At 67.1% G+C, this 15,471-nt stretch carries 5 protein-coding genes (1 of these 5 running past the window's edge); 1 reads left to right on the top strand and 4 read right to left on the bottom strand.

Going from position 1 to position 15,471, the window contains the following annotated elements; all coding sequences use genetic code 11:
* Positions 1-635 precede the first annotated feature (635 nt).
* From H0B43_RS32620 to H0B43_RS32605, 4 genes are all read right to left on the bottom strand, one after another.
* A complete protein-coding gene (locus H0B43_RS32620) occupies positions 636-2,030 on the bottom strand; it encodes an acyl-CoA desaturase (RefSeq protein ID WP_185724171.1) in 1,395 nt (464 codons plus the stop codon).
* A 21-nt stretch (positions 2,031-2,051) separates the two neighbouring features.
* Positions 2,052-3,149, bottom strand: a complete 1,098-nt coding sequence (locus H0B43_RS32615) for a ferredoxin reductase (protein ID WP_185724172.1) — start codon at positions 3,147-3,149, stop codon at positions 2,052-2,054.
* Between the two features lie 172 nt (positions 3,150-3,321).
* Positions 3,322-4,362, bottom strand: coding sequence for a YihY/virulence factor BrkB family protein (locus H0B43_RS32610; RefSeq protein ID WP_185724173.1), 1,041 nt, complete (start codon positions 4,360-4,362; stop codon positions 3,322-3,324).
* Between the two features lie 329 nt (positions 4,363-4,691).
* Positions 4,692-5,195, bottom strand: coding sequence for a hypothetical protein (locus tag H0B43_RS32605; protein ID WP_185724174.1), 504 nt, complete (start codon positions 5,193-5,195; stop codon positions 4,692-4,694).
* 1,044 nt (positions 5,196-6,239) lie between these two features.
* Here H0B43_RS32605 and H0B43_RS32600 point away from each other — a divergent pair.
* Positions 6,240-15,471, top strand: the beginning of a protein-coding gene (locus tag H0B43_RS32600; RefSeq protein WP_185724175.1) for a non-ribosomal peptide synthase/polyketide synthase. Its footprint extends 17,516 nt past the window's final position; the window shows 9,232 of its 26,748 coding nt (coding positions 1-9,232); the start codon lies at positions 6,240-6,242; its stop codon lies beyond the right edge, outside the window.

Genomic DNA, 15,471 nt, shown 5'->3' with positions numbered 1-15,471 from the left:
GGCACCTTCCCTGGACGAACCGTGCTCGTCATTCACCGGCGCCCCATCTTCCAGTGTGTGGTGGCCATGACCGCCCGACGACAAAAGCCTGGTCACCGCCGGCAGTAACGAGGCTCACCGGATCACTCCGGTCGGGGACACGGTGGACATGGTCGGAGATGTCGTCGACACCGACGCCGTCGGACACATCCTCCACGTCACCACCGCCGCCGACGTCGGTACGGGCGCGGTCGACGTCACGGGCCGGACGCCCCAAAGGCGAGCGAGAAGACCGTCCATTCGCCGGATGTCTTGGAAGGATGGATGTGTCGAACCGAAGGTCGGGGTGCCGGAGGAATGACCTTGTGACCGATGTCGTCACCGTCGACGAGCAGGTCGCTCCCGGCTGCGTCTGGAACGCCACCTCGACCATGGCCGATCGGCGGTGTGGCGGGCGCTCAGGAGCTTGCGGTGTCCCCCACGCCTGGCGCGGTGACCCCGCCCAGGTTGCCCGAATATCGGGACGGGGACACCGCGGTGCGGTGGGAGATCGCCGGCGACGGCCGCGGCGGGGCGGTGCTGGTCTTCACCCAGGTGTGCGGGAACCGGCAGGACCCGTCGGCAAGTCCTCGCCGGGCCGGATGGTGGGGGTGGGGCTATGGATTATCGCGCGGGGGTGGGGAAACCTCCACACCGCCGGTGTCGTGTTCGGGGCCCGTCGCCGGGCTGCCGGCCGGAACGCGTTCCCGGAACCGCGCCGCCTCACTCGGCCCCGGTGTGCCATCGGGGTCGAGTTCACCGTGGTAGGGGCCCGGCTTCGGGCGGGGTGTTCCGCCGGGGAAGGCGAGCCGCAGGATGGTCCGGTGCACCATGGTCCACTGCTGCACCAGCGGCCCGGAATTGTAGGGCAGTGCGTATCGCTCGCAGATCTCGCGCACCTTGGGGGCGACCTCGGCGTAGCGGGTACTGGGCATGTCCGGGTAGAGGTGGTGCTCGACCTGGTATCCGAGGTTGCCGCTGATGATGTGGAACAACGGACTGCCCTCGATGTTCGCGGCGCCGACAAGTTGGCGCACGTACCAGCCGCCCCGGGACTCGTTCTCGACCTCGTCGGGACTGAACGTGTAGGTCTGATCCGGGAAATGCCCGCAGAAGATGATCCCGTGCGCCCAGACGTTGCGGATGATGTTCGCGACGGCGTCCGCCGCCAGGGTGGTCAGGAACGTGCGTTCCGCGCCCGGGACGGTGCGGTCGAGGACGTCGGCGATGGTGGACAATCGCCCGGTCGGGCGCAGCGCCCGCAGTCGCCGCCCGATGCGCGACGACCTCGGTTGACCGATCCGGCCCCGAAAGGCGAGCTGGGCCAGGCCGAACGCACCGGCACTGACCAACGGCCAGCCCACGTAGTCCTTCACGATCTGGGCCCGCGCTTTGCCGGCGATACCCTTCAGGTCCTCCCAGACCTCGGACCACGATTTCTCGCCGGCCCGCAGGGCCTCGAGGTCCATGTCGTGCAGCGCGACTCCCCATTCGAAGAAGGCCATGAGCAGCACGTTGTAGAACGGTTGCGCCAGGTAGACCGGGTGCCACTTCTGATGGGGGTCGATCCGCATGATCTCGTAGCCGAGGTCCTTGTCCTTGCCACGAATGTTGGTGAAGGTGTGGTGGATGTAGTTGTGCGAGTGCTTCCATGCCTTCGCGGTGGATGCGGTGTCCCAGTCCCACGACGAGGAATGGATATCCGGGTCGTTCATCCAATCCCACTGGCCGTGCATGACGTTGTGACCGATCTCCATGTTCTCGAGAATTTTGGCCATCCCCAGGCATGCGGTGCCCGCCAGCCAAGCGGGTTTGAACGCCGACCCCAGCAGCAGCACCCGGCCGGCGACCGCCAATTGCCGCTGGACGGCGATCACGTTCTTGATATAGCGGCGGTCGCGCTCACCGAGGTCGGAGTAGACCGCGTCGTGGAGGGCATCGAACTCTTTGGCCAGCGCTTCGATGGTGTCCTCACTCAAATGCGCGAGGGGGCTTTCGACGTCGATACTCACCTCAGTGGTTCCTTCCTCTATTTACAGTTCGATCTCGATGTCGCCTTCCGCGGTGTTGATGCAGGTGCGCACCACCTGCCCGGCGAGGTCGGCCACCTCGCCGGTGCGCAGGTCGCGCAGTCGCCCCGATTTCAGAGTTCCGGTGCAGGTGTGGCAGATCCCGATCCGGCAGCCGTAGGGCAGCGTGGCTCCTGCTTCTTCTCCAGCGACCAGGATCGGGGTACCCCCATCGCACTGGGTTTCAATCTCGCTTTCCAGGAAACGGATCGCTCCGCCAGAGCCTTCGCCGGCATCGCCGCCGATGATCGGCTGGAAACGCTCGAGGTGCAGCCTGTCGGGGTCGCCGTGCTTCTTCCAGTGCTCGACCATCGCGTCGAGCATCTCCCCGGGCCCGGACAGGAACGCCTCACGCTCACGCCAATCGGGGCACAGCGTCTCCAGTTCAGCCGGCGTCATGCGGCCTTCCTTCTCCGTCAGCCGCACCCGCAGGTCGAAGCCCTCCCGGCGGCGATCCAACTCGCGCAACGTGGAGTCGAACATGATCTGCTCGGCGGTCCGGTCCGAATGCACGGCCACCACGTCACCGAGGGCGTCGTGGTGGTCCAGATGACGCAACATGCTGATGATCGGGGTGATGCCGCTGCCCGCGCTGAGAAACAGCAGGCGGTCCGGCAGCGGGTCCGGAAGGGTGAACACGCCCTCGACCTCGCCGAGTCGGACGATGTCGCCGGGGGCGAGCTGCCGGACCAGGTACGGGGAGACGGTGCCGGTGGGCACCACCTTCGGGGTGACACTGATCAGACCGTCGTCCGCGTGCGGGTCGGACGTCAGCGAATACGCGCGCCAGTGGTAGACCCCGTCGATGATCACGCCGAGGCGCACGTACTGCCCGGCCCGGTGCCCGGCCCATTCGTGACCCGGCCGGATCACCACCGTGGCCGCGGCCGCGCCGGCCGGTTCGATCCGCTCCACCCGCCCGCGCAACTCCCGCGTGGTCCACAACGGGTTGATCAGTTCGAGGTAGTCATCGGGCCGCAACGGACTGAACAGATGCCGGACCGCACGCAGGAACCGTCTCCGCGCCTTGGGGACCTTGGGACGCGCACCACGCTCCGCCATTCGCCCACCGTAGACGACCGTGCCCACACCGATCGCCACTTCTCTCCAGAATTCGACACGGTTCGCATCGCGGCCGCGCATACCGCGGTGAACCATGGGAAGGTGCGCGGCGCACGGCGAAAACGGTGCATCGCCGGAACGGTGGTCTCCGCGACCCGGAAAGGGATTGGTATCAGGTGGTTTCGGGTGTCGCCGGCTTCCGTGCGTCGTCGGGACCCTCCGTCGAGTCTTCGGTGCCGGGGTGGTCGAGGGGTTGACGATCGGCCTCCGGGGTGAAACCCACCTCGACCGTTTCCTCCGGGCGGCGTTCCTCCATCTTCGCCAGCAACTCCATCGCGGTCTTGTCCTGCGGGGTGAACGGCGGCTGGGTCATCGAGCGGGGCCAGAGCCGGTACCGCAGGACCACGTTGATCTCGGCGGCGAGCAGGGTGAGCCGGGCACCGAGATACAGCCAGGACAACAGCCCGAGGACGATCGCGAAGAACCCGTACACGTCGGTGGCGTGGGTGAGGGTGTAGCGGACGAACCAGTCCCCGATCCGCTGCAGGATCTCCCAGAACACGGTGGCAATCATGGCTCCGACGGCGACGTCCCGCACCCGCACCGTTTTCGAGGTCAGCACCGTGAAGCACGTGAGGAAGACCGCAAAGTTGACTCCCGCCGCGGCGACCGACGTCCACGCCCCCGACAGCGGCCCGAAGCGGGGCGCGAACCCGACCAGCGTGGTCGAGACCAGGATCCCGACCCCGAGCAGCACCAGAATCGTCAAACCCCGCACCCGGCGGCCGACGAACCCGGGCCAGTCCTTGAACGGGACATTCCAGACCGTGTTCATCGCGTTCTGCGCGGCCTGCCCGAGCCCCTGGGCACCGTAGAGAGCGCCGAGGATCCCGAGGGCGAGGGCGAACCCGTTGCCGCGCAGCGGGTGGGTGGAGCTGCGTAGCTGGGTGCCGAGGATCGGGAAGTCGGCCAGAGCGGAGTTGATCACCCGCTGTTCGAGGTCCGGGTGGCCGCCGAGGACGAACCCGAGGATCGTGGAAAACAGCAGCAGCAGCGGAAACACCGCGAACAGTCCGTAGTAGGCGATGATGGTGGCCTTCCCGCCGGCCTGATCGTTGCCGAACTTCTGCACCACCGCGAACGGCAACCCCAACACCGTGTGCTGTTGCTGGAAACGGTCGACCCGGCGCACCACCACTTCCACCCGGTTCATCCGCTGCACCCTTCTCTCCCGGCACCGCCCTCCGTCCGTACCCCGATTCTCCGCCGACCAGCAGCTCGACCGGGCCCGGGGATGTCCTCCTGTCGCCACCACGACCGGCCGGGCATCCGCAGTAACTGTCGATCGAGTCAGTGCCACCCACCGCCAGGCACCGCGTCTGTCCCCAGCGTCAGCGCGCTCTGTCACCGAGGCCGTTGCCGACGAGACCTCGGGTTCGGTCACCACTGCCGTGCAGCGCGTGCGCGCCCGTCGGCCCGACTGCATCCCTGCCTACGACATCGAACCGTGGGGAGCGGCCGGGCTATCCGGAGTAGTTCCGCCTACGCCTGCTCCCTGAGCACACGCCGGGCGGCGGGCCAGAACTCGAACCCCGCGGCCATCAGTCCACCGAGCCCGATGAGGACCGCCGCGGCGTCGACGCTGGTCCGCCCCTCCTTCGCCCAGTAGACGTCCTCCAGGTCCAGCAGCAACGCCAGTTCGTCGACGACGAGCGCGGTACCGACGCCATACGAGATCGGCACCGTCGGGTGGTGGCGTTGCTTCTCCGAGCCGCGCACCGCCACGGCCCCGACCCCCGCCAACGCGACGATACCCAGGTTGTAATGATGGAAATGGCGGCCGTGGACACTCATCCCGCCCCCTGCCGGTCCGTGCCCGCCCCTGATCCAATGGGTCAACGCCCGCACCACCGCAAATGTCAGCGTGAAAGCGCCCCACGACACCACCGCCGCCTGCTCACTCGCATCGAGATTCCGCCCCCATTCGGCACGCAGCCGGCTCCAGCGACTGCGGTGGGATGCGCTATCGAGCGTGCGATTGGTCACCGATCAATCGTGCCACTGACGCGGGTGGTCTATCAGGCGATCGTCTAGCGAGCATCGGCCTCGAAGGCGGTCGACATTCCCGGCGCCCACGGCGCCGACTCGACCGGGGTGAGTCCGCACGATTGGAAATGGTCGGACAAACGGCTGATGGCACTGTCGAGCTCCGCGATCTGTGCCGGGTCCGCGCCATCTCGTGATCGCCGGTCGAATTCGGCAGGCACACGGCGATCGCTCGCAGTCGCGTGCCGACGTGCTCCCGCCCACGGCGCCGACTCGACCGGGGTGAGTCCGCACGATTGGAAATGGTCGGACAAACGGCTGATGGCACTGTCGAGCTCCGCGATCTGTGCCGGGTCCGCGCCATCTCGTGATCGCCGTCGAATTGGTCCAGGCACACGGCGATCGGCTCCTCGGTGCCGAGGCGGATCAACGTGTAGTCGAGTGAGCCGACGACCACGTTGTCGATGTCGACCGTCATGGTCAGTTCGGCGAACCAGTCCAGGCCCACGTTGTCGATGTCGACCGTCATGGTCAGTTCGGCGAACCAGTCCAGGCACGCGTCGAAATCGCTGTGACCCACGCTCCGGAACCGTACCCGCGGCGAAAACCACTATCGCGCATCATCGTGCTCCATGCCGAACATCCCGGCTCAGGCACGGCCGAGCGCCGAGGGTCAAGTCGTGCCCGGCGTGTGCGTATCGACTCGGCGGCCGTGGGTGGATTTGTCGGATTTTCGACCGATACTTGCCGCTCGACGACGGGCTCACGCAACTGCCTGTGGTTGAACGCAATGACCAGGCTGCGGCTGCCCCGACTCAGCAGGTTCGATCGTATTCATGGAGGTAACGGACGCGAGCAAAGCAGCGATATAAAAGAGCTGACCCCGAGTTAAGAAGGATGTAGTCGAACGCGGACGATACGGCAATCCGCGCCGCAATATCGGAACCCCGAACCCCGGGCCGCCACGACCCTGCCCCGCATGAGGCGTCGTCGCCCAACGACCCCCGGTCGCATGTGAAGGGATCCTCTCAGGTGGATTCTGCAATGCCACTCAACGACCCTGCTCGCGACATGGACGCCTTCCCACTGTCGTCGGCGCAACGCGGGATGTGGCTCGCGCAACGGTTGGCACCCGACGTCGCCCTCTGCATCGCCCAGTACGTCGAATTGCACGGGCCCCTCGACCTCGATCTTCTGAACGAGGCGTCGTTGGCGGCGGGGCGGGAGTTCCAGTCCACCTACCTGAGAATCTTCGAGGTGGACGGTGAGCCGTTCCAGGTGATCGACCCAACCATCGAGTTGTCTACGGATTTCGTCGACTTCCGCACCGCGGCCGCCCCGGTCGGGGCGGCTCACGCGTGGATGGAGCGTGACTACACGAGCCCGATCGATCTCACGCGCGATATGTTGGCCAAGTCGGCGGTGCTGCAGGTCGGCGAGCAGGACTACTTGTGGTACAGCCGGATTCACCACGTCGCGCTCGACGGATACGGGGCGATGACACTCGTGCACCGGATCGCCGCGCTGTACACAGCCGTGACGGAGGGCCGTTCGCCCGAACCCAACCGCGCGGCAGATCTGCGAACCCTGTACGCCCTCGATCAGGAGTACCGGACGTCGCGCCGATTCGAGTCCGATCACGCCTACTGGGCCGGGCGGATCGCCGAGATGAGCGAGGGCGCGAGTTTGTCGCCGGTCGTCGCACCTGCCGTGGCGAAGAGCACCCTCGCGACGTCAGCCCTATCCGACGACGCGGCCAGAAGGCTCGCCCGATCCGACGACGTTTTCGGGGCCCCCGCCGCCCCGGTGGTCGTCTCGGCATTCGGTTCCTACCTCGCGCGCATGACCGGCAGCGACGAGGTACTCGTCAACCTCCCCGTTTCGGCCCGGACGACAGTGATGCTGCGCCGCTCCGGAGGAATGCTGGTCACCGTCGCGCCGCTGCAGGTGAGCACACGATCCGACGAGACCCTCGCCAACTTGATCCAGCGGGTCCAGTGGGAGGTGACGGGCGCACTCCGCCATCAGCGGTACACCCTCGAGGACATCCGCCGGGAGGCCGCGAGCCGGAAGGCCGCCCGTGTTCTCGCGGCACCGATGGTCAACGTCATGCTCTTCCATCCGAAGATCACCCTCGGCACACTCGCCGGCGAATTCCACGTGGTCACGTCCGGGCCGGTCGACGACCTGCTGGTCAACGTGTATACGAGCGGAACGCCCGAGAAGACGATGGTCGAGTTCCGGGGCAACCCCGGTCGATACAGCGACGAAGACCTGCATTCGCATCACCGGGCCTTCGTCGGATTGCTCGAGGAGTTCCTCACCGCGAACCCCGCGGCTGCAACCGCGGATCTCCACGCCGAGACGGCGGCGGAGGGGGCACGACGCCGGCGAAGAGCGGTTCAGTTGGAATTCTGGAGGAATGCGCTCGACGGGCTGTGCACCGAGCCCATCCTCCGAGCCGATCATGTCCGCCCCGGCCACCGGGATGATCTCGACGGCCGCGTGGTCAGGCGCGTCCCCGCCGACGTGCACCGCAAGATCCGGGGCCTCGGTGGGGTCTGTGCCTTTGCGAGCTACTCCGTCGTACACGCTGCCCTAGCCGCGCTGCTGGCTCGGCTGAGTGGTCGAGGCGACGTGGTGGTCGGCACCCCGGCAGGCCCGCGCGGGTGGCCGCTGATCCTGCGGTCCCGGGTCGACACCACATCGACCTTCGGCGAACTGCTCGTTTCGGCACACACCATCGAGGTGGCTGCTTTCCGACACGCCGAGATCCCCTTCGACGATCTCGCGACGACACTGGGTCTGCCGCAGCCGCCGAGCGCTTCGTACCCATTTCAGGTAGCCCTCGAGTTCGCCCGCACGGGGCGGGCGAACGAGGCCGCCCGCATGCCGGCCAATGGTGGAACCGCCCTGAACGTGACGTGCACCGAACACGGTCCCGAAGCGGGCATCGACGTTGAGGTCGCCTTCTCGACCGCGTCGTTCGACCCGGCAACGATCCAGACCTTCACCGATCAACTGGTCCGCATGCTCGAAGCCGCGACGGCCGAGCCCGACGTCGCGGTCGGGGATCTCGTGTTCGCTACGCCCGCCGCGCTGGCCGGACTCACCCCCGCAGTCGGTGAACCCGCCCGCCCCGTACAGCTGTTCCCCGATCTCCTGACCGCCGCAATGCAGGCCGAGCCGAATACCGTCGCCGTGGCGGACGGCACCGAGGAGCTCACCTACAGCGAACTCGATCGACACTCGAACAAGCTCGCCCGCCTACTCGCCGAACGTGGAGCGGGTCCGGAAACCGTTGTCGCCCTCGCACTCCCCCGCTCGATGGAATTCGTGATCGCGGTGTGGGCAACCGCGAAGTCGGGCGCAGCCTTCCTGCCGGTGGATCCGACCTATCCGGCCGCCCGCATCGATCACATGCTGACCGATTCCGGCGCACAGATCGGGATCACCACATCCTCGTACCGCGCGGCGTTGTCCCGGGCCTCCGCGGCGTCCTGGATCGAACTCGACGACGCGGCCACCACCGCCGACGTCGAACGGTGCCGCGCCGACGCCTTTGTGGCAGCGGACCGGTGCCGACCGCTGCGACCGGATCATCCGGCATATGTCATCTACACTTCCGGGTCGACGGGAGTCCCGAAGGGCGTGGTAGTGACCCATCGCGGTCTCGCGAACCTGGTGGCCGCGGAACGCGAAGGCCTCATGGGAATTCCTGCGGCCCGGGTCTCGCAGTTCGCGTCGCCGAGTTTCGACGCCTCCCTCTTCGAATCGCTGTTGGCGTTCGGGTCCGGAGCGCGGCTGGAGATCGTCCCGCGTGGTGTGTTCGGCGGCGCCGAGCTGACCCGGATCCTCACCGAAAAGCAGATCACGCACGCGGTGCTGACTCCGACCACGCTGGCGGCTCTCGACCCTGAGGACCTGCCCACCCTGACGCATCTCATCGTGGCCGGAGAGGCGTGTCCGCCGGACGCGGTGGCGCGGTGGTCGCCGGGCCGTCGCGTTTTCAACGCGTACGGGCCGACCGAGGCCACGATCATGTCCACCCTGGCCGGGCCGATGGCGTCCACCGATCCTGTGACGATCGGCGGGCCGGTGCGCGGCATGTCCGTCGTGGTTCTCGACGAGCGACTCCATCCCGTCCCGCCGGGGGTCTCGGGCCAGCTGTATCTCTCCGGTCCGGCCCTCGCCCGCGGATATCACCGGCGCAACGGCGCGACGGCGGCTCGATTCGTCGCCGACCCGTTCGGGCGTCCGGGCGATCGGATGTACCGGACCGGGGACGTGGTTCGCTGGACGAGGAGGGGTCGCGTCCTCGAATATGTCGGCCGGAGCGACTCCCAGGTCAAGGTTCGGGGATTCCGGATCGAACTCGGTGAAATCGATGCCGTGCTGACAGGCCACCCGGCCGTCGGTTTCGCGGCCACGGTCGACTACGACACCGGGACCGGGGAGACCACGCTGGTCTCGTACGTGCGAGCGGCGACCGGCGACGGGCTGGATCTCGCCGCCGTCGATCGTCACGTTCGGCAGACCCTTCCTCAATACATGGTGCCCCTGCTCGTCCCCATCGACACGATTCCCCTCACCCCGGGCGGCAAGCTCGATCGGAAAGCGCTCCCCCCACCGTCCGTCCGCACGGGTGACGGCCGACGGGCACCAACCACACCGACGGAAGAGACGATCGCGAGGGTCTTCGAGTCCGTGCTGGGTGTCGAGGGCATCGGAGTGGACGACGACTATTTCGACCTCGGCGGTAACTCCCTGACCGCAACGCGAGTCGTCACCCGGGCAAATGCCGCCCTGGGCACCCAGATCGAGGTCACCGAATTGTTCGACGCACCGACCGTCGCGGCGCTCGCCGCCCGGATCGAGAGTGCCGGCCCGCGAGGCGCCGACCGACCGGCGCTCCGCCCGTTTCCGCGACCAGAGCGGATTCCGCTTTCTCCCGCCCAACAGCGGATGTGGTTCATCAACCAATACGACACCACCTCGCCCGCCTACAACATCCCCCTCGTCGTGCGACTCGCCGGTGTTCTCGACGTCCCGGCGCTGCTGGCCGCGGTCGCAGACCTGGTCGAACGCCACGAATCGCTCCGTACCGTCTTCCCCGCCTCGGTCGACGGCCCCCATCAGGTTGTCGTGACCGCGGCGGAGGCCGTACCGGAGATCCACCCCGTCCCGGTGCGCGACGAAACCGACCTGGACGGGCACCTCGCCGAGATCTGCGCCTCGCGATTCGATGTCAGCGAAACGGCGCCGCTGCGCGCCGCCCTGTTCGAGCTGAGCGAGACCGAACACGTGCTTGCGCTGGTCATCCATCACATCGCCGCCGACGGAGCGTCCACGGCCCCGTTGGCACGGGACGTGACGACCGCGTACACCGCGCGCATCGCCGGACGGCCACCACAGTGGGAGCCCCTCGAGGTGCAGTACGTCGATTACACCCTGTGGCAGTACGAGTTGCTGGGGAGCGACGACGATCCCGGCAGCACGGTGTCCCGCCAACTCGACTACTGGTCCGAAAACCTGAGTGGGCTACCGGAACTCCTGGAGTTGCCGACCGATCGCCCCCGTCCCGCCGAGCAATCGCTGCGCGGTGGACGTGCGGAGTTCCACATCGGTGCGGAGCTGCACGGTAACATCCGGGCGCTCGCCCGTCGCCACACCTCCACGGTGTTCATGACCGTGCACGCGGCCCTTGCGGTGTTGCTGGCACGGTTGAGCGGGTCCGACGACATCGCCATCGGCACTCCCGTTGCCGGTCGGGGGGAGGCGGCGCTCGACGACGTGGTCGGCATGTTCGTGAACACCTTGGTCCTGCGCACGCGTATAGATCACGCCGCGAGTTTCACGGAAACCGTCCAGCAGACCCGAGGGGTCGACCTGGCCGCCTTCGGGCACGCCGACATCCCGTTCGAGCAGTTGGTGGAAACTCTGGAACCCCAACGTTCGGCCGCGCACTCCCCTCTGTTCCAGGTGCTTCTCGAATTCGAGAACATACTTCCCTCAGGCCGGGGACTGTACGACCTCGAGCTTCCCGGCCTTCGCATCGATCCGGTGGAGTACGACGCGGGCATCTCCAAGTTCGACCTCCAGGTGTGGCTCACCGAGAACCTTGCTGACGACGGAACACCGCTCGGCATGCGGGGTGGTCTCGTCTACGCCGCCGCCTTGTTCGACCCTGACACCATCAACACGTTCGCGGACCGATACGTCCGGATTCTCGAGGCCGTCACGACCGATCCGGACGTCCCTGTGGGAGAGATCGACCTTCTCGATGCCGGGGAGCGGGAGGCTGCACTGACCGCGTGGCGCGAGCCTCCCGCGGCGCCCGTGGCCGGCACTCTCGTAGACGAATTCATGCGCAGCACCGCACGGTATGCGGATGCCGAGGCGCTGACTTTTGCGGGCGAGACCCTCTGCTACTCCGACCTCGTGGCCCGCGTCAACCGATGGGCCCGTTATCTGAAACGCCGCGATGTCGCATCCGAAACCGTGGTAGCGGTGGCACTTCCACCCTCGATCGACGCTGTGGTCGCGACGATCGCCGTGCTCGTCGCGGGTGGCGTCTGTCTTCCACTCCAGATGTCCTGGCCCGCCGCTCGCATTGCGCATTCCCTCACGCAGGCGGGGCCCACCCTCGTCCTGACCCGGCGCGCCGACGCCGCCGATCTACTCGGTCTCGGTGCGACACCGGTTCTCGTCGATGCGCCCGACGTGGTGGCGGAAGTCACCGAGATCTCGGCAGCACCGGTCACAGATGCGGAGCGGGCCTACTCGCTCCGGCCGGACTCGGCCGCGTATCTCGTGTTCACCGCCGGGTCCACTGCACGCCCGAAACCGGTGACGGTGACGCATCGCGGCCTGATCTCCGCGTTCGAGAAGACACCCGGCACGTGGGGATTCGACCGAACCGACGTCTGGGCGATGGTGCCTTCGCACGCCGTCGACCTCATGCTCTGGGAGTTGTGGGGTGCGATTCTGCACGGAGCTCGCCTGGTGATCGTCGACACCGAGACCGCACGCTCACCGCAGGATCTGTGTACCCTGCTTCGACACGAGCGGGTGACCGTACTGAGTCAGACTCCCACCGCGTTCGAGCAGACAGCACACGCATGGACGTCCACAGCCGGTGACCCCGCGGCACTCCGATTGGTGGTCTTGACCGGTGAGCCGCCCACGAAGGATCTTCTCTCGTTGCTGTCCTCCTGGGTCGAGACTACGTCGTCGGCCGTCGTCGACCTGTACACGGCCACCGAAACCCTCACGTGCCTCGCTTCCGCGACGGCAACCACGGCGCGTGAGGTGGGCGAGATCGCTCTGCGACCCTGCCCGGATCGACGCACCGTCGTGCTCGACCGCAGGCTGCATCTCGTGCCGAACGGTGTCATCGGCGAGTTGTACGCCGGCGGCGCCGAACTGGCACGCGGGTACCACGCCCGGCCTGCGCTCACCGCCACACATTTCGTGGCGTGCCCCTTCGGGGACCCGGGGCAACGCATGTACCGCACGGGTGATCTCGCGCGAGTCACCCGCGACGGACGCCTCGAGATGCTGGGACGCTGCGACTTTCAGCGACAACTGCGTGGTTACCGAGTCGCGGCCGACGAGGTGGACACGGTCTTGCGCCAGCATCGATCCCTCGACGGATCTGTCACCATCGACCACACTCGCACCGCCGGCGAGTCGATCCTCGTGTCCTACGTCGCGGCGGCACCCGGAGCCTCCGTGGACCCGGCCGCAGTCCGAACGTACGCAGCGACAACCCTGCCCGCCCACCTGGTGCCGACCGCGATCGTCATCGTCGACGCGTTCCCCCTCGACGCCGCCGGTGCCATCGACCACGCAGCGCTGCCCGTTCCACAGTTTCTCGTGGACATCGCGGAGTTCCGCGCCCCCAGATCAGTGCACGAGGAAGCAGTCGCCGGAGTCTTCGCCCGCGTGCTCGGCAACGAGGGTGTGGGGGTCGACGACAACTTCTTCGAACTCGGCGGCACCTCCCTCATCGCGACGAAGGTCGTGGCCCGGCTCAACTCCGCTCTCGGCACCCAGATCGGAGTGCGCACGCTGTTCGAAGCGCCGACGGTGGAGGCTTTGGCGGCGATCCTCGAGAAGTCGGAAGACCTGCCCACGGACCGCCCGGCACTCGGACCGCGCCAGCACAGTGAGCCCGCCCCGGTATCCTTCGCGCAACAGCGGATGTGGTTCGTCAACCAGTTCGACACCACGGCAGCCACCTACAACATCCCCATGGTCGTGCGCATCGAGGGACCGCTCGACGTCGATGCGCTCCGCGCGGCACTGAGGGACGTCGCCGGCAGACACGACGCTCTGCACACCGTCTATCCCCTCACCGAGAACGGCCCCATCCAAGTCGTGTCACCTCTCGAGGACATGCCTCTCGCGGTGGCACCGATCCCGGTAGCGGACCAATCCGACCTCGACGAGCGCATTCACCGCGCGGTTGCCACCGGCTTCGACGTCACGACGGAGCTCCCGCTGCGCGCCTTCCTGTGGCAAGTCGACCCACACGTCCACGTGCTGGCCGTCGTCGTCCATCACATCTCGGCGGACGGCACATCGCTGGCACCGCTCGCACGCGATCTGACGGTCGCGTACACCGCCCGCAACCAGGGCAGCGCACCGGAGTGGCCGCCGCTGCCGATTCAATACTCCGACTACGCGGTGTGGCAACGCGAAATGCTCGGATCCACCGACGATCCCGATTCACCCATATCGGCACAACTCGACTACTGGCGGTCGGCGCTGGCCGGTCTTCCCGACCGGCTCGAACTTCCCCTCGATCATCCCAGGCCCGCGACCGCCTCCACTCGCGCCGCCACGGTCCGGTTCGAGATTCCACCGGCCGTCCACCGACGGATCGACATGTTCGCACTCGAACACGGCGTGACACCTTTCGTCACCGTGCACGCCGCTCTCGCCGTCCTGCTCTCACGCCTCGCCAATTCTGCTGACATCGCCATCGGATCTCCGATCGCCGGTCGCGGCGAAGAGGCTCTCGACGAACTCGTCGGAATGTTCGTCGGCACCCTTGTCCTGCGAACTCGCATCGAATCGGCAGCATCGTTCGACGAGGTGCTCGCTCGCGTCCGCGACACCGATATCGACGCGTTCGCCCACGCCGACATACCGTTCGAGCGACTGGTGGAGGAACTCAACCCCGCCCGCTCGGCCGCGGCCCACCCCTTGTTCCAGGTCATGCTCTCGTTCCAGAACATGGAGCGGCCGAAACCGGAACTGCCCGGACTCGCCGTCTCCGTCGTCGATCTGGACGCACACCTGTCGCAGTTCGACCTGAACGTGGTGCTTCGCGAGCACGTCGACGGCGCCGGATCCGCGGGCGGAATCAGCGCACAGATCGTCTATGCCACCGATCTGTTCGACGAGCACACAGTTCAACGGTTCGCCGACCGATTCCTCCGCGTGATCGACACCGCCCTCGCCGACCCCACGGTCGTCGTTGGTGACCTCGAAGTCCTCGACGACGCCGAGCGCGACCTCGTCCTGGAGCGATGGAACGCGACGGTGCACGAGAGTCCGGAGGAGACGATCGTCGACCTGTTCGACGCTCAGGTCGCCCGCACTCCCGACGCGGGCGCAGTGCTATTCGAGGACCGGTCGATGACGTTCCGGGACTTCGACATGTGGGTGAATCGGCTCGCTCGCGAACTGATCTCGCGAAATATCGGTCCGGAGAACATTGTCGCGCTCGCGGCACCGCGGTCGTTCGAACTGCTAGCCGGACTCTATGCCGTCACCAAGACCGGGGCCGCTTTCCTGATGCTCGATCTCGGCAACCCCCCGGAGCGCATCGCCTATCTTCTCAGGACCTCCACTCCCGCGCTCGTGCTGATCGGGGGCGATGCCGACATCCCCCTGCCCGACGGACTTCTCGGTCTCAGGCTCGACAGCCTCGACGTCTCGGGCCACGACTGCGCGCCGATCACCGATGACGATCGAGTCGCGCCGTTGCGGGCCGGCAACATCGCCTACATCGTGTTCACGTCCGGATCGACCGGCAACCCGAAGGCGGTGGCGGTCTCACACGCCGCGATCACCAGTCAGTTGATATGGTCCCGATCCCAGCTGCCGTTCGGCCCCGGTGATCGCACGGTCCAGAAGGCGCCGATCGCCTTCGACGTAGCGGTCTGGGAGTGCCTGGCGCCCCTGTGTGCCGGCGGGTCCCTGATCCTTCTGCGGCCGGACGGACACCTCGATTTCGACTACCTGACGGCCACGATGACCGCCG

The sequence above is a fragment of the Rhodococcus sp. 4CII genome, assembly GCF_014256275.1.
GTDB lineage: Bacteria > Actinomycetota > Actinomycetes > Mycobacteriales > Mycobacteriaceae > Rhodococcus_F > Rhodococcus_F wratislaviensis_A.
The sequence above is the reverse complement of the archived record's forward strand: the minus strand, read 5'-3'. Positions and strand labels throughout refer to the sequence as shown.

Coding starts and splice junctions, on each gene's coding strand:
- H0B43_RS32615 (WP_185724172.1), bottom strand. CDS start 3,149: ATGGCGGAGCGTGGTGCGCGTCCCAAGGTCCCCAAGGCGCGGAGACGG.
- H0B43_RS32610 (WP_185724173.1), bottom strand. CDS start 4,362: ATGAACCGGGTGGAAGTGGTGGTGCGCCGGGTCGACCGTTTCCAGCAA.